Source organism: Kitasatospora sp. NPDC038210, assembly GCF_055600605.1.
In genome coordinates, this window is sequence record NZ_JBVJYK010000001.1 from 818,650 (window position 1) to 839,365 (window position 20,716).

The 20,716-nt window shown below is 73.5% G+C and carries 20 protein-coding genes; 11 read left to right on the forward strand and 9 right to left on the reverse strand.

All coding sequences use genetic code 11. The features are described 5' to 3' along the window. Positions 1-466: 466 nt before the first annotated feature. The 4 genes from ACZ7KX_RS03320 to ACZ7KX_RS03335 all read left to right on the forward strand — a co-directional run bounded on the left by ACZ7KX_RS03320 (position 467) and on the right by ACZ7KX_RS03335 (position 5,522). Positions 467-1,495 carry a phosphotransferase family protein gene (locus tag ACZ7KX_RS03320; RefSeq protein WP_470325028.1) on the forward strand — a complete coding sequence of 343 codons (1,029 nt, stop codon included), beginning with the start codon at positions 467-469 and terminating at the stop codon, positions 1,493-1,495. A 3-nt stretch (positions 1,496-1,498) separates the two neighbouring features. Continuing rightward, a complete protein-coding gene (locus ACZ7KX_RS03325) occupies positions 1,499-2,713 on the forward strand; it encodes an acyl-CoA dehydrogenase family protein (protein ID WP_470325029.1) in 1,215 nt (404 codons plus the stop codon). A gap of 175 nt (positions 2,714-2,888) precedes the next feature. Next, on the forward strand, positions 2,889-3,929 hold the full coding sequence (locus ACZ7KX_RS03330) for an AraC-like ligand-binding domain-containing protein (RefSeq protein WP_470325030.1): 1,041 nt from the start codon (positions 2,889-2,891) through the stop codon (positions 3,927-3,929). Positions 3,930-4,244: 315 nt separating this feature from the next. Further along, complete coding sequence (locus ACZ7KX_RS03335) at positions 4,245-5,522, forward strand: alpha/beta hydrolase family protein (protein WP_470325031.1); 1,278 nt, start codon at positions 4,245-4,247, stop codon at positions 5,520-5,522. Positions 5,523-5,539: 17 nt separating this feature from the next. Here the strand turns inward: ACZ7KX_RS03335 and zapE are convergent, their stop codons facing one another. Beyond that, positions 5,540-6,625 (reverse strand): cell division protein ZapE, encoded by a 1,086-nt coding sequence (gene zapE, locus ACZ7KX_RS03340; RefSeq protein ID WP_470325032.1) that lies wholly within the window; start codon positions 6,623-6,625, stop codon positions 5,540-5,542. A 427-nt stretch (positions 6,626-7,052) separates the two neighbouring features. Here zapE and ACZ7KX_RS03345 point away from each other — a divergent pair, with 427 nt between their 5' ends. Together ACZ7KX_RS03345 and ACZ7KX_RS03350 are read left to right on the forward strand one after the other, a co-directional pair. Continuing rightward, on the forward strand, positions 7,053-8,957 hold the full coding sequence (locus tag ACZ7KX_RS03345; protein ID WP_470325033.1) for a putative Ig domain-containing protein: 1,905 nt from the start codon (positions 7,053-7,055) through the stop codon (positions 8,955-8,957). Between the two features lie 143 nt (positions 8,958-9,100). After that, positions 9,101-9,679: a hypothetical protein gene (locus ACZ7KX_RS03350; protein WP_470325034.1), complete on the forward strand. Its 579-nt coding sequence runs from the start codon at positions 9,101-9,103 to the stop codon at positions 9,677-9,679. 53 nt (positions 9,680-9,732) lie between these two features. Here ACZ7KX_RS03350 and ACZ7KX_RS03355 read toward each other — a convergent pair whose 3' ends face one another. Further along, positions 9,733-10,146, reverse strand: coding sequence for a winged helix-turn-helix transcriptional regulator (locus ACZ7KX_RS03355; RefSeq protein WP_470325035.1), 414 nt, complete (start codon positions 10,144-10,146; stop codon positions 9,733-9,735). Between the two features lie 84 nt (positions 10,147-10,230). Between ACZ7KX_RS03355 and ACZ7KX_RS03360 the strand changes: the two genes are divergently transcribed. Next, the gene (locus ACZ7KX_RS03360; protein WP_470325036.1) at positions 10,231-11,052 is read left to right on the forward strand and encodes an NAD(P)H-binding protein; all 822 of its coding nucleotides are present in this window, start codon (positions 10,231-10,233) and stop codon (positions 11,050-11,052) included. Between the two features lie 51 nt (positions 11,053-11,103). Here ACZ7KX_RS03360 and ACZ7KX_RS03365 read toward each other — a convergent pair whose 3' ends face one another. The 5 genes from ACZ7KX_RS03365 to ACZ7KX_RS03385 all read right to left on the reverse strand — a co-directional run bounded on the left by ACZ7KX_RS03365 (position 11,104) and on the right by ACZ7KX_RS03385 (position 15,432). Continuing rightward, positions 11,104-11,658 (reverse strand): hypothetical protein, encoded by a 555-nt coding sequence (locus ACZ7KX_RS03365; RefSeq protein WP_470325037.1) that lies wholly within the window; start codon positions 11,656-11,658, stop codon positions 11,104-11,106. A gap of 220 nt (positions 11,659-11,878) precedes the next feature. After that, entirely contained in the window at positions 11,879-12,823 is a 945-nt protein-coding gene (locus tag ACZ7KX_RS03370) for an ADP-ribosylglycohydrolase family protein (RefSeq protein WP_470325038.1), read from the reverse strand. Positions 12,824-12,896: 73 nt separating this feature from the next. Next, the gene (locus ACZ7KX_RS03375) at positions 12,897-13,868 is read right to left on the reverse strand and encodes an NADPH:quinone oxidoreductase family protein (protein WP_470325039.1); all 972 of its coding nucleotides are present in this window, start codon (positions 13,866-13,868) and stop codon (positions 12,897-12,899) included. Further along, positions 13,865-14,677 (reverse strand): SDR family oxidoreductase, encoded by an 813-nt coding sequence (locus tag ACZ7KX_RS03380; protein WP_470325040.1) that lies wholly within the window; start codon positions 14,675-14,677, stop codon positions 13,865-13,867. The genes ACZ7KX_RS03375 and ACZ7KX_RS03380 overlap by 4 nt, the downstream gene beginning before the upstream one ends. Continuing rightward, positions 14,674-15,432 (reverse strand): SDR family oxidoreductase, encoded by a 759-nt coding sequence (locus ACZ7KX_RS03385; RefSeq protein ID WP_470325041.1) that lies wholly within the window; start codon positions 15,430-15,432, stop codon positions 14,674-14,676. The genes ACZ7KX_RS03380 and ACZ7KX_RS03385 overlap by 4 nt, the downstream gene beginning before the upstream one ends. Positions 15,433-15,684: 252 nt before the next feature. On the opposite strand from ACZ7KX_RS03385, the gene ACZ7KX_RS03390 reads away from it, so the two are divergent. The 4 genes from ACZ7KX_RS03390 (at position 15,685) to ACZ7KX_RS03405 (ending at position 19,108) form a co-directional block, all read left to right on the forward strand. Continuing rightward, entirely contained in the window at positions 15,685-16,311 is a 627-nt protein-coding gene (locus ACZ7KX_RS03390; RefSeq protein WP_470325042.1) for a TetR/AcrR family transcriptional regulator, read from the forward strand. 334 nt (positions 16,312-16,645) lie between these two features. Then, entirely contained in the window at positions 16,646-16,909 is a 264-nt protein-coding gene (locus tag ACZ7KX_RS03395; RefSeq protein ID WP_470325043.1) for an ABC transporter permease, read from the forward strand. 18 nt (positions 16,910-16,927) lie between these two features. Further along, on the forward strand, positions 16,928-17,701 hold the full coding sequence (locus ACZ7KX_RS03400; protein ID WP_470325044.1) for a hypothetical protein: 774 nt from the start codon (positions 16,928-16,930) through the stop codon (positions 17,699-17,701). Between the two features lie 6 nt (positions 17,702-17,707). Further along, positions 17,708-19,108, forward strand: a complete 1,401-nt coding sequence (locus ACZ7KX_RS03405; protein WP_470325045.1) for a hypothetical protein — start codon at positions 17,708-17,710, stop codon at positions 19,106-19,108. Between the two features lie 129 nt (positions 19,109-19,237). On the opposite strand, the gene ACZ7KX_RS03410 is transcribed toward ACZ7KX_RS03405, so the two are convergent. Next, the gene (locus ACZ7KX_RS03410) at positions 19,238-20,332 is read right to left on the reverse strand and encodes a M14 family metallopeptidase (protein WP_470325046.1); all 1,095 of its coding nucleotides are present in this window, start codon (positions 20,330-20,332) and stop codon (positions 19,238-19,240) included. 15 nt (positions 20,333-20,347) lie between these two features. Beyond that, the gene (locus ACZ7KX_RS03415) at positions 20,348-20,677 is read right to left on the reverse strand and encodes a hypothetical protein (protein WP_350524876.1); all 330 of its coding nucleotides are present in this window, start codon (positions 20,675-20,677) and stop codon (positions 20,348-20,350) included. Between the last annotated feature and the right edge of the window lie 39 nt (positions 20,678-20,716).

The following is a 20,716-nucleotide window of genomic DNA, read 5'->3' on the forward strand; positions in this document are numbered from 1 at the left end:
GAAGCAATCGCATGCCCGTCCCGCCACGGTCTGAAGCAGTACGTTGTGCGACTGTCCGGAGTTCTGCTGAGGGCACCGGCCGCCCGATGCTCGACACGGATGACGTCACCATCTGGCAGAGCTGTGGCGGTTGGGCCGCGCAGGGTTTCTTCTACGGCGGGTAGCGCAAGATCGAGCCCGTGATGCCCGCCACGACGAGCTGCTCCCGCAGGCGCCGCAGAATCCGCAGGTCGCGTATGCCGGCGAGGAGGAGAGCAATGTTCACCCCGGGTCCTCGGCCGTGCGGATGGAGATGCAGTGGAGGGCACGTGAGTGGAACCCGGGGCAGTTGTCCCCCTTGACCGGTGCCGACCGTCCGAACGACCCCCTGAGCCGTGCGGCTCGGGGGGTCGTGGCATTGACAGGGGCCTCCTGCAGCTGAATGCTAAGCAAGCGCTTAGTCAATCGAGACCGAGGAGCCCGCCCGATGCCCGAGACGCCCGCCGACCCGCCCGGCCTGGACCTGGCCCTCCTCCGCGTCCACCTCGACCGGGAGCTGCCCGGGGCCGTCCGGGGGCCGCTGCGGGCGGACCTCATCGAGGGCGGCCGCTCCAACCTCACCTACGTCCTCTCCGACGGCGCCTCCCGCTGGGTGCTGCGCCGCCCGCCACTCGGGCACGTCCTCGCCACCGCCCACGACATGGGCCGCGAGTACCGCGTCATGACCGCGCTGCGCGACACCGGCGTCCCCGTTCCCCGCACCCTCCTGCTCGATCCGGGAACGGACGTCCTCGGCGCGCCCTGGTACCTCATGGAGTACGTCACCGGCACCGCCCACCGCGACGCCGTCGACCTCGCCTCCCTCGGCGAGCAGCGCGTCCAGGCCCTCGGCCGCCGCCTGGTGGACACCCTCGCCACCCTCCACCGGATCGACCCCGCCGCCGTCGGCCTCGCCGACTTCGGCCACCCCGACGGCTACCTGGAACGCCAGCTGCGCCGCTGGTCCAAGCAGCTCGCCGCCTCCCGCAGCCGTGACCTGCCCGCCCTGGACCGGCTGCACGCCGCGCTCGCCGAGCGGCTGCCGACGTCCCCCGCGCCCGCGCTGGTGCACGGGGACTACCGCCTCGACAACGTCCTCGTCGACGACCACGACGCCATCGCCGCCGTGCTCGACTGGGAGATGTCCACCCTCGGCGACCCGCTCACCGACGTCGGCCTGCTGGTGATGTACACCGAACTCGCCGGCGTCGGCGGCGGCATCATCCCCTCCGCCATGACCGCCCCCGGCTTCCCGAAGCCCGACGAGATCGTCTCCCGGTACGCCGAGGCGACCGGTCGTCAGGCCGCCGACCTGGACTGGTACGTGGCCTTCGCCTCGTTCAAGCTCGCCGCCGTCGCCGAGGGCATCTTCTTCCGCTTCCAGCAGGGCCGCACCCTCGGCGCGGGCTTCGAGCGGGCGGGCGAGATGGCCCCGATCCTCGCCCGCCACGGCCTGAACACCCTCAAGGAGAACTGACCGATGGACTTCGCGTACGACGCCCGGACGACCGAGCTCCGCGAGCAGCTGCTCGCCTTCATGGACGAGCACGTCCACCCCGCCGAGGCCGTCCTCGCCGCGCAGCTCGCCGACCCGGCCCGCGCGCCGTGGGCCGTCCCGCCGGTCGTCGCGGACCTGCAGGCCGAGGCCCGCAAGCAGGGGCTGTGGAACCTCTTCATGCCGGGTGAGCACGGCGCCGGCCTGACCAACCTGCAGTACGCCCCGCTCGCCGAGATCACCGGCCGCAGCCCGCAGCTGGCCCCGCCCGCGCTCAACTGTGCGGCCCCGGACACCGGCAACATGGAGCTGCTCGCCCAGTTCGGCAGCGCCGAGCAGCGCGAGCAGTGGCTGCGCCCCCTCCTCGACGCCGAGATCCGCTCCGCCTTCGCGATGACCGAGCCCGAGGTGGCGTCCTCGGACGCCACCAACATCGCCACCCGGATCGAGCGGGACGGCGACGAGTACGTGATCAACGGCCGCAAGTGGTACATCACCGGGGCGATGAACCCGGAGTGCAGGCTGCTCATCGTGATGGGCAAGACGGACCCCGACGCCGAGCCGCACCGCCAGCAGAGCATGGTGCTCGTCCCGCGCGACACCCCCGGTGTGACCGTGAAGCGCGGCATGACGGTCTTCGGCTACGACGACGCCGACCACGGCGGCCACGCCGAGGTGCTGTTCGAGGACGTCCGCGTCCCGGCGGCCAACCTGATCGGCGAGGAGGGGACGGGCTTCGCCATCGCCCAGGCCCGGCTGGGGCCGGGACGGATCCACCACTGCATGCGGGCCATCGGCATCGCCGAGCGGGCGCTGGAGCTGATGTGCCGCCGTGCCAGCGAGCGGGTCGCGTTCGGCAGGCCGCTCGCCGAGCAGGGCGTGGTGCAGGACTGGATCGCCGAATCGCGCGTGCGGATCGAGCAGTTGCGGCTCCTCGTCCTCAAGACCGCCTGGCTGATGGACACCGTCGGCAACCGCGGTGCGCACACCGAGATCCAGGCGATCAAGATCGCCACCCCGCGCACCGTCGAGTGGATCCTGGACAAGGCCGTCCAGGCCCACGGCGCCGCCGGCGTCAGCCAGGACACCCCGCTCGCCCAGCTCTGGGCCGGCAACCGCACCCTGCGGCTCGCCGACGGCCCGGACGAGGTCCACAAGCGCTCACTGGCCCGCCGGGAACTGAAGCCGTACCGGCGGTAGCCGCCCCACCGTCGAAAGCCCCGCCTGCCGACCTGGTCGAACACCGGGTCGGCAGTGCCGCTCCGGCCGCTGACCTGCCCGGAAGCCGTGCTGCGGGGAAAACTAGACTGTCGGCTCGGCCGTCCGGAAAGGCAGGCGGCCGGAGTGACGGGGGGTCATGGCGATGTGGTCGACGATGTCCAATGCCGGTGTACCGGCGCAGGACCGGTTCGCATGGTTCACCGACATGGTCGCGCGGGACCTGGTCCCGGTGACGGTCTCCAGCCCGGAGGCCGCCGACTTCCGTGCGGAGGCCGCCGTACTGGACCTCGGTCCGGTCCGGGTGTCGGCCCACTGTCACCCCCCGGTGCGTTCGCGCCGGCCGCCGGCGCTGACCCGGCGCAGCGACCCCGAGCAGTACCAGCTGGCCCTGGTCGGGGGGAGGAACCCGATGTGGATCTCCCAGCACGGGAACGACTCCGGGCCGGTCAGGGGGGAGTTGGTGCTCTGGGACACCTCACGGCCGTTCGAGGCCGGGACGCGGTACGAGGACGGCACCAGCCGAGCCTTCATCCTGCACATCCCCCGCACCGCGCTGCCGGTCAACGCCGACAAGACCGACCGCCTGCTCGCCCGGCAGATCTCCGCCCGCCGCGGGACGGGCGCCATCCTGGCGCGCTTCCTCACCTCCCTGGGCGACCACGCCACCGAGTGCGGGCCCGAGGAGCTGGAGCGGCTGGGAGGGATCGCCCGCGACCTGGCCGCCGTCTGCCTGGCCGAGTCCGCCGACGCCGCCCGCGAGGTCGACGCCACGACCCGCTCACGAGCCCTGCTGGAGCAGGTCAAGGTGTTCATCGAGCACAACCTCGACCATCCCGACCTGGGGCCCGAGATGATCGCCGGGCGCCACCACGTCTCCGTGCGTTCGCTGCACCTGCTGTTCCAGGGCGAGGAGGAGAGCGTCAGCAGACTGATCCGTCGGCGCCGCCTCGAACGCTGCCGCACCGACCTCGCCCGGCCGGAGCTCGCCGAGCACTCCATCAGCAGCATCGCCGCCCGCTGGGGGTTCACCAGCGCGGCCGTCTTCAGCCGGGCCTTCCGCGAGGCCTACGGGCTGACGCCCCGCGAGCACCGCCGGCAGAGCGCGCACGGAGCCGCCTGCGCGAACCCTCAAGAAAACCTGCGCTCAGCGCAAACCCGGGCGGACGGCTCGCTCCTAACCTGGCTGGGCGGGTGATCATCACCCCTTTCGGCGCCTCCCGGGGGAAACCACATGAGGAATCTCCTGCTCGTCGCCGCGGCCGGTGGCTTCACCCTGACCGTTGTCGCCGCGCCGGCGCCGGGCCGGGCGGGCTGACGTCCCCGGTGCCGCCGGTCCGCCCGCGTACGGGGGTCGCGGGCAGACCGGTTGCCGGAGGGCGGGAATGAGCCCCTTAGGGGTGTCATACCCGGGTATTCGGGGGCCGGTTGGCTCTCCGGTATGACGGCTGGGGCCCGTTCCGCCCGTAGTGTCCTGCGTGTTCGATCGATCGAGAGCGCGGAGGGACAGATCATGGGCAGTGGGGGACGGGCCTTGGCGGCGGTACTGCTGGCGGCGACGGCGGTGCTGGGCACCGTCGGCGCCCCCGCGGCGGTGGCGGCGGGTGCGGAGGGCGGGAACGCCGGGCAGCGGGCGCGGGCGTGGCTGCCGGAGCCCACCGGGCCGTACCCGATCGGGACGACGGCCCTGCACCTGACCGACGCGGGCCGCGAGGACCCGTGGAAGCCCGGGAACCGGCGCGAGCTGATGATCAGCCTCTGGTACCCGACCTCCCGACCGGCCGACCCCGCCGACCGGGCGTCGTACATGGAGCCCGCCGCCGGGGAGCACTTCGGCGGGCCTGACGGCGTCGGGCTGATCAACTACGGTGCCACGCCCGGCAGTACCGACTGGTCCGGCATCCGCACCCACGCCCGCAAGGACGCCCCGGCGCTGCCCGGCCGGCGCCCGGTGGTGCTGTACTCGCCCGGCCTCGGCGACCCGCGCACCTGGGGGACGGCCCTCGTCGAGGACCTCGCCTCCCGCGGCTACGTCGTCGTCACCGTCGACCACACCTACGAGGCCTCGGAAGTCGCTTTCCCCGGAGGCGAGTTGGCCACCTCGGTACTTCCCGGCATGCTCGGGCAGCCGGATCTGGACATCGGCGCCGTGCTGCGGAAGTCCATGGCCGCCCGGGTGGCCGACACCCGCTTCGTCCTGGACGAACTGACCTGCCTCGGCGGACGCAAGGACCTGCCGAGCGGGCTGGCCGGGGCGCTCGACCTCGACCGGATCGGCATGGTCGGCCATTCGGCCGGCGGCTTCACCGCGCTGCAGACCATGCACGACGACCCGCGGATCGCCGCCGGGATCAACCTGGACGGCCAGCTGCACTTCCCCGGCCCGGACGGCCGCACCGGCGTGTTCCTGCCCAGCGTCGCCGAGGACGGCCTCGACCGGCCGTTCCTGCTGATGGGCAGCGGCAGCGACGACTCCGGCAGCTACCGGCAGCAGCCCGGCTGGAACGCACTGTGGCAGCACAGCACCGGCTGGCACGCCGACGTCACCCTCACCGGCTCCCGCCACGGCTCGTACACCGACGCCCAGAGCCTCCTTCCGCAGCTCGCCCGCCAGGGCGCGCTCAGTGCGGATCAGCTGCGCAACGACGTCGGTGACGTCCGCCCCGGGCGCGCCGAGCTCGCCACCCGCTCGTACGTCGCCTCCTTCTTCGACCGCTGGCTGCGCGGCCACGACGACCACCTGCTGGACGGGCCCTCGCCGCGGTTCCCGGAGATGGCGTACGAGCGGTAGCGGAGCCGCTGCCCGGGTCAGGCCGATCCGAGCAGGGCGAGCCGGCTGGCGGTCCGGTCCAGGTCGCTGAGCAGGTCCTCGGGGGCCCGTTCGTCGATCGGGTCGGCCCCGATCAGCACCAGCCGGACGTCCCGGTCGCAGCAGACGTCCACCAGGTCGGCGAAGCGCCGACGCCCGTCCGGGGTCGCGTCGGCCAGCGGCGGTACGTCGGTGAGCACCAGGGTGGGGAAGCGTTCGGTGAGCGCCAGCTGGTCGGCCGCAGAGGTCAGCCCCTCACACAACTCGGCGAAGCCGAACCACACTTCGGTATCGCGGACCGCGGCTGCCCGCAGCGGGCGGCCGTGCACCGGCACCTCGTCCGCCTCGCTCACGGTCGGCCGGGTGAGGCCGAGTGCGCGCAGGCCCTCCTCGTCGCCGGTCCGCAGCCGCGCGCCCTGGGCGAAGCGTTGCGGCGTACCGTCCGCCGGCTGCCGCTCCCGGCGGAAGTCCACCGGGCCCGCGATCTCCACGACGTCCATCCGCTCCTCGATCAGCCGGATCGTCGGCTCGAACAGGTGGTGGTACAGCGGGTTCGGCATCAGGCCGGCGGGCGGGTAGTTGGACGTGGTGACCAGGGTGATCCGCCGGTCCAGCAGTGTCCGGAAGAGCCGGGCCACCAGCATCGCGTCCCCGGCGTCGTGGGCGTGGAACTCGTCGAAGACCAGGACCCGGCAGTCGCCGAGCAGCTCGTCCACGGCGCGGTCGACCGCCGCGATCCGCTCGCCGGCCGGGTCCCGGTGCCCGTCGGCGGCGTGCTGGGCGACGCCCTCGTGCAGGCGGCGGAAGAAGTCGTGGAAGTGCAGCCGTCGCTTCCGCGGAGTGGCCAGGCCGTCGAGGAAGGTGTTCACCAGCCAGCTCTTGCCCCGGCCCACCGGGCCCCACAGGTAGACGTGGCGCGGCGGGTGGCGAACGAGCAGCCCGGTGCGGGCCAACTCCCCGGCCAGCCTCGACAACCGCTCGACGGCGGGCTGCTGGGCCGGATCCACGGCGAAGCCCCGTTCCCCGGCGGTCCGCCGGAAGTGAGCCAGCATCGCCTCGTACTGCTTCGTCGCCTTGTCCGTCACGTCCGCGAACCCTAACAGGGCCTCAGAAAGGCTTCGACGGCGACGCCCGGACGAGGAGCTCCGAGGCCGGCGCGGTCCCGCCCTCCGAGGGCCGCCGGGCATTTCACTGAATTCGGAACGCCGTTTCGGGCCGTATTCAGTGAATGACTACACGCGTTGATTCCATGTCATCAATTGCGCTTGACCTGCTTCGACTTCCTTCTTAATCGCCCCTTACCTTTCTCCGTTGACCGTGTTCATCAATCCTGCTTTCCTTCTTGCCCAGCAGGCGGCAGTCGTCCGACGGACAGTCAATTCCGAGTGTGCGAATAAATTTCGACCGGACCTGACTCCCCGGCGGAGCGACCCGTCGGCTTCCCCCACAAAGGGATCGTTCCCGGCCCCCCGCGGCCGTGGGGCGATCGGCAGAAGAGAGGCACCCTCACCCATGGGTCACTCCCCAAGGACCGGACGCGCGAAGTACGCGGCGCTCACCGGCATCGCGTCGCTCGCGCTCGCCGTCGCCGGCCTGGCCGGCGCCGGTCCGGCCTCCGCGCAGGACATCTCCAGCTCGCAGGGCGGCACCGGCAGCACCACCAACGAGTTCAACCCCTGGAGCCCGCAGAACGGCCACCCGTACCGGCACGGCGCGGTGCCCGGCATGTCCCAGCACGAGAACTACAAGAAGTGGCTCGACGCCCACAACCAGGCCGCGGCGACCGGTCAGCAGACCCTGTCCTACGGCGGCGGCGTCGACGGCATCGGCGTGCAGAGCGGGCACTCCAAGGTCTACCTGGTGTTCTACGGCAACCAGTGGGGCACCCAGAGCACCGACGCCAACGGCAACGCCAAGTTCTCCGGCGACTCGGCCGGTGCGGCCGGTGCCACCCAGCAGATGTTCAAGGGCATCGGCACCAACGGCGAGACCTGGTCGGCCGACCTCACGCAGTGGTGCGACGGCCCCAACGTCGCCACCGGCGCCGTGAGCTGCCCGTCCAACGCCAACTTCATCCCGTACCAGAGCGGCGGCGTGCTGTCCGGCGTCTGGTACGACAACGCGGCCGCCTCGCCGAGCCAGGCCACCGGCAACCAGCTCGCCCAGGAGGCGGTCAAGGCCGCCGGCCACTTCGGCAACACCACCGCCGCCGCCAACCGGGACGCGTACTACATCGTCCTGTCGCCGCACGGCACCAACCCGGACGACTACCAGAACCCCTCCACCGGGTACTGCGCCTGGCACGACTGGAACGGCGACACCACCCTCACCGGCGGTGCGGCGAGCTCGCCCTACGGCGACATCGCCTTCTCCAACCAGCCGTACAACATCGACGCGGGCGCCAACTGCGGCGTCGGCTTCGTCAACTCGCCCGGCACGCTGGACGGTTGGACGATGACCCTCGGCCACGAGTGGCACGAGATGATGTCCGACCAGAACCCGGCCGGCGGCTGGACCAACCACGTCTCGGGCAGCAGCTACAACGGCCAGGAGAACTCCGACGAGTGCGCCTGGATCCGGCCCGGCAGCACCGGCGGCGCCGCCAACATCTCCTTCGGCTCCTTCGGCAGCTACGCCGAGCAGGCCAGCTGGTCGAACGACACCAACTCCTGCGCGATCTCGCACGCCATCCTGACCCACGGCAACACGGTCACCGTCACCAACCCGGGCAGCCAGTCCGGCACCGTCGGCACCGCGGCGAGCCTGCAGATCAGCGCCACCGACTCGGCCACCGGCCAGACCCTGAGCTACTCGGCCACCGGCCTGCCGGCCGGCCTGTCGATCAACTCCTCGACCGGCCTGATCTCCGGCACCCCGACCGCCGCCGGCACCTCCAGCGTCACGGTCACCGCGACCGACACCACCGGAGCCACCGGCAGCACCACCTTCTCCTGGACCGAGTCCACCACGGGCGGCGGCGGCAACGCCGTCACCAACGGCACCTTCGAGACCGGCAACCTGACCGGCTGGACGGCCGCCGGCTCCACCTCCGCCCCGGCCTCCGCCGCCCACAGCGGCAGCTTCGGCGCCATGGTCGGCTCCACCAGCCCGACCGGGGACTCCTCGATCGCCCAGACCTTCACCGCGCCGACCGGCTCCAGCAAGCTGTCCTTCTGGTACAGCAACACCTGTGACGACACCGTCACCTACGACTGGGCCACCGCCACCCTGAAGGACAACACCACCGGCACCACCGCCACGGTCCTCGCCAAGACCTGCACCACCACCGGCACCTGGACCAACAAGACGGCGACCGTCACCCCTGGCCACTCCTACACCCTCACCCTGAGCAACCACGACGACAACTACCCGGGTGACCCGACCTACACCTACTACGACGACGTGACCGTCTCCTGACGATCGCAGCGCCGAACGCACCGGGGTGGGCCCAGCGCCCGCCCCGGTGTCGCATTCCGCAGCCGAATTTCATCGGGGGGGATCCGAATCGGCGGCTGCTGCGTCAAAACGGCACCGCTTGCACACCGGCAGAAGGAACCACCGTGAACCCGAGAAGACCCGCCGCCCTGGCGCTCGCCGCCGCCCTGCTCGCCCTGACCGGGTGCGCCGCCACCGGGACGAGCCCGTCGGCGACCGTCGGCAGCCCGTCCGCCACCTCCCCGGCCGCGCCGAGCAGCCCGGCCGCTGTCAGCAGCCCGGCCGCACCGAGCAGCCCGTCCGCCACCTCCCCGGCTGCCCCGAGCAGCCCGTCCGCCACCTCCCCGGCTGCCCCGAGCAGCCCGGCCGCGCCGAGCCCGGCGGTGCTCGCGGTGGACGAACACGCCGGCGGTTCCACCCTGAAGGCCGCGGTCGGCACGACGCTGACACTCGCGCTCCACAGCACCTACTGGTCCGCCGCGACCAGCTCCGCCCCCGACGTCGTCGCCCCGACCGGCACGCCGACCACCGCGCCGGCCCCGTCCTGCCGCCCCGGTGGCGGCTGCGGCACCGTCACCACCACCTTCACCGCCCAGGCCCCCGGCACGGCCCACCTCACCGCGACCCGCACCAGCTGCGGCGAGGCCCGCGCATGCCCGCCCGACGAGGCCACCTACGAGGTCACCGTGGAGGTCACCGGCTGAGGGGCCCGGGGGCCGGAGCCTCCCCACCGAGGCCGCCTCCCCACCGGAGCTTCCTACCGGACCTCCGAGCCCGGGTTGGCCTCGTCCCAGGCCCGACGGGACCTGACGATCGCGTCGTGGTGGCCGTAGGACCAGTCCGCCATCGCCCGCACCAGGTGGGTCAGGCTGTGGCCGAGCGGGGTCAACTCGTACTCCACCTGCGGCGGGACGGTCGGGTGGACGGTCCGCGAGACCAGGCCGTCGCGCTCCAGGCGGCGCACCGTCAGCGTCAGCATCCGCTGCGAGATCCCCGGCAGGGCACGCTGCAGCTCGCGGAACCGCCTTACACCCTGGGCGAGTTCGACGACGGTGAGGACCGACCACTTGTCGCCCAGGCGGTCCAGCAGGTCCCGGATCCCGCAGTCCACGCCGTCCTCGCACCAGACCACCGGGCGGGGGGTGGTTACCGCGGTGTGCCCTGCTGACATGAAAGTGCCTCCTTACGCCGAACGGCCAGGCTATCGAGGATGGGGACGTCGCCGACGGTCGATCATCCCCAGGAGGAACCCATCATGTTGCTCGTCACCGGTGTCAACGGAGGCCTCGGTGCCCTCGCCCTGGAGGGCCTCGCCGGGCGGGAGGGCGTCGTCGCCGGCTCGCGCACCCCCGCGAAGGTGCCGGCCGGCACACCCGCCCGGCTGGTGGACTTCGACCGGCCGGACACACTGGCGGAGGCCTTCGACGGCGTCCGGACCCTGCTGCTGATCTCGGCCGGAGCCGCCGAGGACGACGTGGTGATCGCCCGGCACGGCGCGGCGATCGGGGCGGCGGAGCGGGCGGGCGTCGAGCACGTCGTCTACACCAGCCTCTCCGGCGACGGCGACCACCTGCCCTACGCCCTCGCCCACCGCTGGACCGAGCGGCGGCTGCTCTCCTCGGCGACCCTGCACTGGACGGTGCTGCGCAACGGGCTGTACGCCGAACTCCTGGGCGCCATCGCGGCGCCCGGCCCCGACGGGGTGATCACCGCGCCGCTCGGCGACGGGAAGCTGGCGGCGGTGGCGAGGGCGGACCTCGCCGAGGCGGCGGTCAGGGTCGCGCTCGAACCGGAGGCGCACCGCGGCCGGACGTACGAGCTGGTGGGGGAGCGGGCGCTGGGCGGCGCCGAGGTGGCCGCGGCGCTCGGCGCCGAGTACCGGCCCGGCCTGCTGGCCGACGCCCGGACGGCGCTGGCGGCCTCGGACGCCCGGGACTTCCAGGTGCCGATGGTGCTGGGCACGTACTCGGCGATCGCCCACGGCTTCCTCGCCGGCCCGGGCGGGCCGGGCGACCTCGCGGCACTGCTCGGCCGCGAGCCCCGCCCGGCCCTGGAGGTCATCGCCGCCGGTCGGTGAGCAGCCGCTCGGTGAACGGCCGTTCGGCTACGGCCCCCCGAACGCGGTCGGTCACGGGCAGAGGCGGTGCGGGGTCGGGGTGCACTCGGGGTCGGGGTCGACCGGGCCGCTGCCGGGGCGGTAGTTGGACCACCACAGCGGGGTGTTGCCGTAGTACACGACCAGGTTGCCGCCGTTCTGGATGGCCAGGTAGGCGCCCGGGTGGCGGCCGGTCCGGCTCTCCCACAGCGGGCGCCAGGCGGCGTCGTACGCGGTGAGGTTGCCGTCGGCCTGGACGTAGAAGTAGGTGCCGACGCCGTAGGTGCCGACGGCCGTCCAGATCGCGACGCCGTTGTGGTACAGCACCACGTGGCCGTCGGTCTGCTGCCACAGCACGGTGCTGCCGTCCGGCGAGGACCAGCTCTGGCCGCGGGTCAGGCCGGCGGTGGCCTGGACGACGGTCTGGTCGGCGTCCGACACGGCGGGGGCGGCGGGCGCGGTCACGGCGGTGTCGGCGACCGGGACGGCGTGGGCGGCGTGGGCCGGTCCGCCCAGCAGTCCGGCTGCGATCAGCGCGGTGCTGAGGACCACACCGGCCCGGAGCGCGAGAGAACGCGGGTTTCGCATGACGGGTCACTCTCCTGGAGTCGCTTCTCAACGTGGCACGTCGGGGAAACGTCGTGACGGTGCGCCGCAGCCGTGCGGAGCGCTCCGGCCCGGCCAGTCTGACCGTGCGCGGTACGAACCGTCATTCGTTCGCCACATCTGGGAGGCATGGTTCCGCTCGGGGCGCCACTGGGGTCACCACCGTCACCCGAGCCACTCCTTCGGGTGCGAACCCTTGGTGTCAGGCGCTGTCGGCCACTGCCTCCGCCGTGGCTGCCGCGACCCACCCGGGCAGCGGCTCACGGCAGGCCAGCCACGCCTGCGGCACGCCGGCGAGGCCGGTGCGGGCGGCGACCACGCCGCCGGTGACGGCGCAGGTGGTGTCCACGTCGCCGAGGCCTTCCGCGGTGGTCCACAGCGCGTCGGCCAGATCGTGCACGTGGTGCGCGGCGGACCACAGGGCGAAGGGGACGGTGTCGCTCGCCCGGATCCGCTGCCCGTTGCCGAGCAGGTCCGCCGCCCGCCAGGGCTCGGTGGCCGGGGACAGCTCGGCAGCGTGCCGCAGCCCGTCGCGGACGGCGCCGGCCGGGGTGCGGTCGGCGACCTCGGCCAGCAGCTCGGAGCCGGCGGGCGCGGGGCCGGTGCGGCCGCGGGCGGCGAGGGCCGCCGCCAGGGCGACGGCCACCGCGCCGGCCACGCCCTCGGGGTGTGCGTGGGTGACCTCGGCGGACAGCGCCGCCTGCTCCGCCGCCTCGTCCAGGTCCGCGTGGAACCAGGCGCCCAGCGGGGCCACCCGCATCGCCGCGCCGTTGCCGAGGCTGCCCTGGCCGTCGAACAGCCCCCGGGCGGCGGTGCGCCAGCGCGCGGGGTCCGCACCGAGCTCGGGCAGCAGCAGGTGCATGCCGTGCCCGTAGCCGCGGCCCGGGTCCGCCCGGTAGGTGGCCGCGAAGGCCTGGGCGAGCCGTTCCTGGTGCACCGCGTCGAAGGCGGTCAGGATCCCGTAGACCGACAGCGCCATCGCGGTGTCGTCGGTCCAGTGCCAGGGCCCCTCCTCCGGCGTGCGCCGGGCCCGGATCTGCGCGAACGCCTCCTGGGGCGAGCGGAAGAGCGGGAACCAGCGCTCCCCGAATCCGTCCCCGAGGGCCAGGCCCTTCAACGAGTCGCGAGCGGCGGAAAACGATGTCATCCCGGCATCCTGGCAGGGGCCGTGGTGCCCGCGCAGCCGGATTCCCGGCCGCGCGGGCGGTGGCGACGGGGCCTCAGTCGCCGAGGACGGCGATCCGGCCGGTGCTCAGCCCGTCGGCGACCCGCTGGACGGCGTCCGCCGCACCGGCGAGCGGCACCCGGGCGCTCACCAGCGGCCGCACCGCGCCCTGCTCGGCGAGCTTGGTCAGCTCGTCGTGCGCGGCGCGGACGGCACGCGGGTCGTGGGTGTTGTAGAGGCCCCAGTGCAGGCCGAGGATGGCGTAGTTCTTCACCAGGGCGTGGTTGAGGGCCGGCGCCGGGATCCGCCCGGCGGCGAAGCCGACGACCACGATCCGGCCCTCGAAGGCGACGCACCGGGTGGAGCCGGTGTAGGCGTCGCCGCCGACCGGGTCGAAGACCACGTCCGCGCCGCGCCCGCCGGTGGCCTCCTTGACCGCGGCGACGAAGTCCTCGGCCGTCCGGTCCACCACCAGGTCGGCGCCGAGGGCCCGGGCCGCCTCCGCCTTGGCCGCGCCGCCGACCACCGCGATCACCCTGGCCCCGGCGGTCCGGCCGAGCTGGACCGCCGCGCTTCCGACCCCGCCGGCCGCGGCGTGCACCAGCAGGGTCTCGCCGGCCCGCAGCCGGGCCCGGCGGTGCAGCGCGAACCAGGCGGTCTGGTAGCCGATGTGCAGGGCGGCGGCCTCGGCGTCGTCCAGCGCCCCGGGCGCCGGGAACGCGGCGGCGGCGTCCAGCAGCGCGTACTCGGCGAAGGCGCCGTGCGGCAGCACCGGGTTGCCGATCAGCCGCTCGCCCCGCCCGGGCCCGTCCGCGACCTCGCCGCACAGCTCCACCCCGGGCGTGAACGGCAGCGGCGGGCGGACCTGGTACTGCCCGCGCACCATCAGCGCGTCGGGGAAGTTGACGGCGGCGGCCCGCACCCGGACCAGCAGCTGCCCCGGCCCGGGCACCGGCTGCGGCACCTCCTCGGCGAGCCGCATCACCGCGGCCGGCTCGCCGAGCTCTCCGACCTGCCAGGCCCTCACAGTGCGCCGCCCGCTTCGAGCTCCCGCTGCAGCCGGTTCATCCCGCCGATCCACCGCTCCGGCTCGGTGGCCCGGACGCGGTAGTACTCGGCCACTTCGGGGTGCGGGAGGATCAGGAAGCGTTCCTCCCGCAGCGCGGCGAGCGTCGTGGCCGCGACGTCCTCGGGCTCCAGGGCGTTCGGGGCGAGCATCAGCTCGCCGAGGGCGCCGGTCGAGGCGAGCATGTCGGTGCGCACGCCCTGCGGGCACAGCGCGTGCGCCCGGACGCCCCGGTGGCGGTAGGTCGCGGAGAGCCATTCGGCGAAGGCGAGCGCGCCGTGCTTGCTGACCGCGTACGGCGCGGAGCCCAGGCTGGTGAGCAGCCCGGCGGCGGAGACGGTGGCGAGAAAGCGGCCCGCACCGCGCTCCAGCCAGCGGGGGAGCAGCAGTTCGGCGGCGCGCACGTGCGCCAGCACGTTGACCTCCCAGGCGAGCGTCCAGGCGGAGGCGGGGGCGTCGGCGCCGCCGGACGGGGCGACGCCCGCGTTCGCGCACCAGAGGTCGATCTCGCCGAGGGCCTCCCGGGAGCCCCCGACCAGGGCGGCCAGGCCCTCGGCGGAGGCGGCGTCCCCGGGCAGGGCGGTGCCGCCGCACTCCTGCGCGACGGCGTGGGCGGCCGCGGCGTCCAGGTCGTTGACCACCACCCGGGCCCCGGACGCCGCGAACGCCCGGGCCAGTGCGGCCCCGATGCCCCGCCCGGCGCCGGTGACCACGACGCCCTGGCCGGCGAACGCCCCGGCCGACGGGTCGGCGAGCGCCCCGGCCGTCACATCCCACCGCCGAGCGTGACCCCGCCGTCGACCACCAGGGTCTGGCCGGTGATCCAGCCGGCGTCCGGGGAGAGCAGGAAGGCGACCGCGCCCGCGACGTCCTCCGGCACGCCGAGGCGGCCGAGCGGGTAGGCGGCGGCGACCTGCTCCTCGCGGCCCTCGTACAGCGCCTCGGCGAACTTGGTCTTGACGACGGCGGGCGCGACGGCGTTGACCCGGATGCCCTGCGGGCCCAGCTCGGCGCCGAGTTCGGTGGTGAGCCGGATCAGTGCGGCCTTGCTGACGCCGTACATGCCGATGCCGGCGGAGGCGCGGATGCCCGCGATCGAGGCGACGTTGACGACCGAGCCGCCGTGCTCGCCCATCCACGCGGCGTGCGCGCGGCGGGTCCAGGCCAGCGGGCCGAGCACGTTGACGGCGATGATCTTGGCGGCGGCCGCCTCGTCGGTCTCCAGGACCGGCCCGTAGACCGGGTTGATGCCGGTGTTGTTGACCAGGTGATCGAGGCGCCCGAAGGCCTCCAGGGTGCGGGCGATCGCCTCCTCCTGGTGTGCCGGGTCGTCGGCCTTGCCCGCGACGGCGATGGCGTTCTCCGGTCCGCCCAGGTCCTGGACGGCCTCGGCCAGCGGCTCGGGGTTGCGGGCGGTGAGGCAGACCTTGGCGCCGCGGTCGACCAGCTCGCGCGCGATGCCGAGGCCGATGCCCCGGCTCGATCCGGTGACGACCGCCACCCGGCCCTTGAAGGAGTGCACCACGGAGCGTCCTGCCTTTCGTGCGAGGATCCGACTACCATCGCTGACTAAGCGCTTGCTCAGCATGGTGTCGGTGCGAGAACCTGTCAACAGCCCGCGGGGCCGCCGAGTGGTCGGCGGGACGGCCCGGTGGGCGGAGCCGGCAGGAGGAGCCGGTGGGACGGCCCGGTGGGACCGCTCGCCGGGGCCGTCCGGCGGGGCCCGACGCGAAAGCCCGTACGAATTCCGGTACGCGTTCTCTGGGAGGATGACGCCATGACCAGCACCCCGATGGCCGACCTCTGGCCGACCCTGCCCGGCGCCGACACCCGCCCCGAAGCGGCGTACCGGCTGCTCCAGGCGGCCGTCGAGTCCTTCGCGGAGCGCGGCTTCCACGCCACCACCACCCGGGACATCGCCACCGCCGCCGGGATGAGCCCGGCCGCGCTGTACATCCACTACCAGTCGAAGGCCGCGCTGCTGGCCGAGATCAGCCAGGCGGGGCACGCCGCCACGCTGGCCCTGGTCCGGGAGGCGGTGTCCGGCGAGGGCGGTCCGGCGGAGCGGATGCGGCGGCTCGTCGAGCAGTTCACCGCCTGGCACGCCCGGGCCCGGACGGTCGGCCGGGTGGTCAACTACGAGCTGCACGCGCTGCCCGAGGACGCCTACGCGGTGGTCGCCGCGCTGCGGCTGGACATCGAGCGCGAGGTCAGCGCGCTGATCGGGCAGGGGGCGTCGGCCGGCGACTTCCAGGTCTCGGAGGTGCGCACGGCGGCCCGCGCGGTCACCTCGCTGGGCATCGACGTCTCCCGCTGGTACACCGACCGCTCGACCGAGACGCCGGAGGAACTCGGCCGCCGCTACGGCGAGTTGGTGCTGCGGATGCTCGGCGCCCGGATCTGACCGGCCCGGCGTCGCTCTGGCGCCTTGACCTGCCCCGGGGGTGCGCGCAGACTCGTATACGAAGTACGTGTGCCTCGTAGGCGTACAGCGCCGGGGGCACGCGGGGTGACCCCGCGAGCCCCCTCCGGCGCACTCCCACCGCAGCCCCGACGCTGCGGATCGAAGCAGATCACCTCCCGCGGCGACCACGCCCCCCGACCGGCGGCGCCGACGGGAGCGACCCCGACCCGGGCCGGCCCGGCCGGGTCGTGCCGTCGCCACGGCGCGGCGGCACGGAGGCGCGCACGCTGCGGCGCGGCGCGGCCCGGGTGGTCGGAGAAAGGGAGGTGCAGCGATGCCCTTCCCGCAATCGAGTCCGGTCCGGCCCCGCTTCTGGCTGGAGACGGCCCTGGGCGGACTGTCCGGACTGCTGTTCCTGCTCACCCTGGCGTGGCCGGAGTGGATCGAGACGCTCCTCGGCCTCGACCCGGACGCCGGCAGCGGCGCGGCGGAGTGGCTGGTGGTCGCGCTGGCGGCCGCCGTCACCGGCGCCTGTCTGCTCGGCGCGCGGATCGAGTGGCGCCGGGCGCACCCCTCCTCGGCCCGCGCCGCGCGGTGAGCGGGGAGGAGGACCGTCATGACTGACGTATCGCCCGGGGTCGCCCCCGAGCAGCTGATCGACCTCGTCCGCCGGGCTCCGCTGAGCTTCGTGGGCACGGTCACCCGGGTCGGCGGCACCTCGCTCGCGGCCTTCCCGGCCGACGCCCGCAACGAACGGACCGCCGTGGTCAAGGTGACCGAGGTGCTGCACGCGCCCCAGGCCTTCCGGCAACTCGCGGGCAGTGAGGTCACCGTTCAACTGGCCCCCGACGAGGCCCCGTTGGCGGTCGGCGACACAAGGGCCCTCTTCACCCGGGGCCTGGTCTACGGTGAGGGCCTCGGCCTGGCCGAGGTGGCCCGGCTGCCCGTCGAGGCCGTCCAGGGGCACGTGTCGCTCGCCGCCACCACCGCCGACGAGCTGCCGTTCTCCTCGGTGCAACGCACGATCCGCAACCAGGACATCGCCGCCCACGCCGCCGAGGCGGACGCGGTGGTGATCGGCGCCGTGGTGGGCCTGGAGGACCTCGGCCTGCCGGCGCACTCCGAGCACGCCCCGCTCTGGTGGCGCGCCACGATCGACGTCTCCCGTGTCGAAGCCGGCCCGGTCACCCCCGGACGGACCGGCGTGCTCTACCCGCGTAGCCAGGACGTCCGCTGGTACCGCGTGCCCAAGCCGGCGCCCGGGCAGCTGGGCGTCTGGCTGCTGCACGACACCTCGGGCGACCTCGCGGCGCAGGCGCCGTACCGACTGCTCCACCCCGACGACTACCAGCCGGTGCAGAAGCTCGCCGTGCTGCGCGAAGGGAGGTGAGCCGACATGCCCACCATCAAGGTCGTCGACATCGTGCCCCGGGCACAGAGCGGTGACACCAACCAGGACGCCGAGCCCAACCTCGCGGTGAACCCGGAGAACCCGCGGGAGATGGTCGCGACCGCCTTCACCCTCGACCCGCTCGGCGGGCCGTTCGCCCCGGTCTTCGTCTCGGCCGACGGCGGCGACACCTGGGTGCTGACGTCCGTCGTCCCCGGGGAGAAGGGCGACTTCGGCACCTTCGACATCAGTGTCGGCTTCGCCGCGCAGGGCGGCAGGCTCTACGCGGGCATCCTCAACGCCACCACCGGCGACCTGGAGATCCTGCGGACGGAGGACATCACCTCGCCCGGGGCGATGGAGGTCCTGGCGGACGTGTCCACGGACCTGAACCCGGACCAGCCCTGGGTGGTCACGGCGCCCGCGGGGGCGGACGGCGGCGGCCGGGACGTCGTGTACGTCGGCAACAACGTCCTCGACCGGGGGGCCGGCTCCGCGACGGCGACGGTCTCCGCCGACGCCGGCACGGGCTCGGGCGGCTTCACCGACGTCCGGCTCGACCAGCGCCCCGGCGCGAAGAGCAACGGGCCGCCGATCCGGCTCGCCGTGCACTCCGACGGGACGGTCTACGGCGCCTTCGAGAGCTACAGCCGTGAGGTCCGGGACACGGCGGATCCGTTCCCGGCCTTCTTCATCACCCTCGACGTGGTGGTGACCCGGGACGACAAGGGCGGCCTCGGCCAGAACGCCTTCGAGGACCTCCGGGACTCGGTCGACGGCGTCGTCGGCCAGCGGGTGGTCAGCGGGCGGGCCCTGGAGTTCAAGGTGCACGAGGCGACGCTGGGCCAGGAGCGCACCGGCGCCGACCTGTCGATCGCGGTCGACCCCACGAACTCCAACAGTGTGTGGGTCGCCTGGTGCGACGCGACCGGCGGCCTCCCCACCGACTACGTGCTGCACGTGCGGCACTCGGCCGACCGGGGGCAGACCTGGGCCGACGCGCACGCGGACCTGATCGACGCCAAGAACCCCTCGCTCGCGATCAACTCCGACGGTCTGGTCGGACTGCTCTACCAGCAGCTCGCCAACGGCCAGTGGTCGACGGTGCTGGAGCTGTCCGCGGACCGCTTCGGGACCGTCGAGCGCACCGTCCTGCACCAGGCCCCGGGCGACGTCCCGAAGGCGAAGCACGTCCCGTACCTGGGCGACTACATCCGGATGCTGGCGATCGGCCGGGACTTCTACGGCATCTTCTCCGGCAACAACACACCGGACCGGGCCAACTTCCCGGTCGGCGTGACGTACCTGCGCAACGCCAACTTCACCACCCGCCAACTGCTCAGCACGGACGGCGTGACCCGCGTTCCGCCGTCCATCGACCCGTTCTTCTTCCACCGGGCCGCCTGAGCTTCCAGCGAGCCGACTGAGCGCACTCGGCGCACTCGCCAGGGCGCCCGCCACGACCGGTCGTGGCGGGCGCCCTGCTGTCGGGCACTGTGGCTCGGTGTTTCCGGTGTTCCCGAGGTGTTCGGGTGTTCAGGTGACGGCCAGGCAGAACTGCACCAGCCCGGCGTCCACGTCGAGGACGATCCTCTCCATCTCCGCCCACGGCGGGTGGAAGGGGTTGGGCGAGTGGGCCGCGTCGTTGCCCCACTCGACCGTGAAGCCGAGCACCTTGCCCCGGTCGGGGTCGGTGTAGTGGCGGGCGTAGACGTAGTCGTCGCTGGTGCCGCTGGTCGGGTACAGGTGGAAGCCGGTCATCGGCTTGTACGGCACGCCGCGGACGCCGTAGACGCCCCGGCAGAACGCCTCGGCGAGCAGCCGGGCGGTGTCCTCGTCCCCCTTGGGGATGTACTCGGAGTACGCGAGGTCGCCGGGCAGGCCGCGCTTGCCGTCGAACTGGTGGTTGCGGAAGTTCATGTCCGGGTCGACCGACTGGTTGTCGTCGTCGCCCCAGTTGTAGAGCATGTCCTGCGCGTAGCTGTGGACGTCGACGAACCACCCGGTCCGCGGGTGCTGGTCCAGCAGCCAGCGGACGTTGCGGGTCTCCGGCTCGGAGAACGCGGTCGGCCCGCAGTAGACCATCTCGTCGCACGGGTCGGCCGAGACCTGGGGGTTTGCGTGCGGGTCGAAGGCGGTGGCGAAGTCGAACAGGAAGTCGTAGTTGCGGTTGAGGTCGACGCCGATGCAGGCGGGGTTCGGGCTGCCGCCGGCGTTGGCCGGGTTGCGGTTCTTGCGCCACATCGACCTCACGGTCTGGCTGTAGTGCCGCCCGTCGGGGTTGACCAGCGGGTAGACGACCAGGTCGAGGCGCCGGAGCAGGTGCTGCACCTGGTCGGCGGTGAAGACGGAGCCGCCGTAGCCGAGGCCGGTGCCGTTCCGGTAGGCCTCCAGCAGGTCGGCGGCGAAGTGGACGAGGACCTCGCAGCTGCCCCATTCGCGGGCGTGCACGCCGCCGATCAACATCACGCACTTCTTGGGGATGGGCGCGGGTGCGCCGATCGCCAGGGCGTGCGCGGTGCGGCCCTCGAACGAGGGCTCGGGCAGGGTGACGAGCTCGGCGAGGCCGGGGTAGGCGGTGGCCAGGCTGGTCACGGCGGACTCGACCTCGGTGATGTTCAGGTACGGCATGGCGGGCCTCCCGGGTCAGCCGGCGAGCTTGGCGGCCAGGCCGCGCGGGACGGCGTCGGCGGGGGCGAACCGGTCGCCGGTGCCGACCTCGGCCTGGGCGGCGCGCCCGGCCTCGCTGGCGTTGCCGATCCGGGTCACCGTGACGCCCTCGCGTTCGAGGGCCGGGACCTGGGCGGCCGTGGCGTAGACGTCGATGCCGACGCGGCCGTCCGCCTCGACGTACGGGCGTCCGCCGGTGTCGGAGCGGGTGTCGCGCAGCAGCGCGCGCAGGGCGTCCGGGTCCCTGGCGGTGACGCGCAGGCGCAGGATGTCGTCGTGGTGGGGTTCGTTCGGAACGGCGGACATGGGGACTTCTTCCCTGGCGCCTGCGGAACGTGGCCGGAG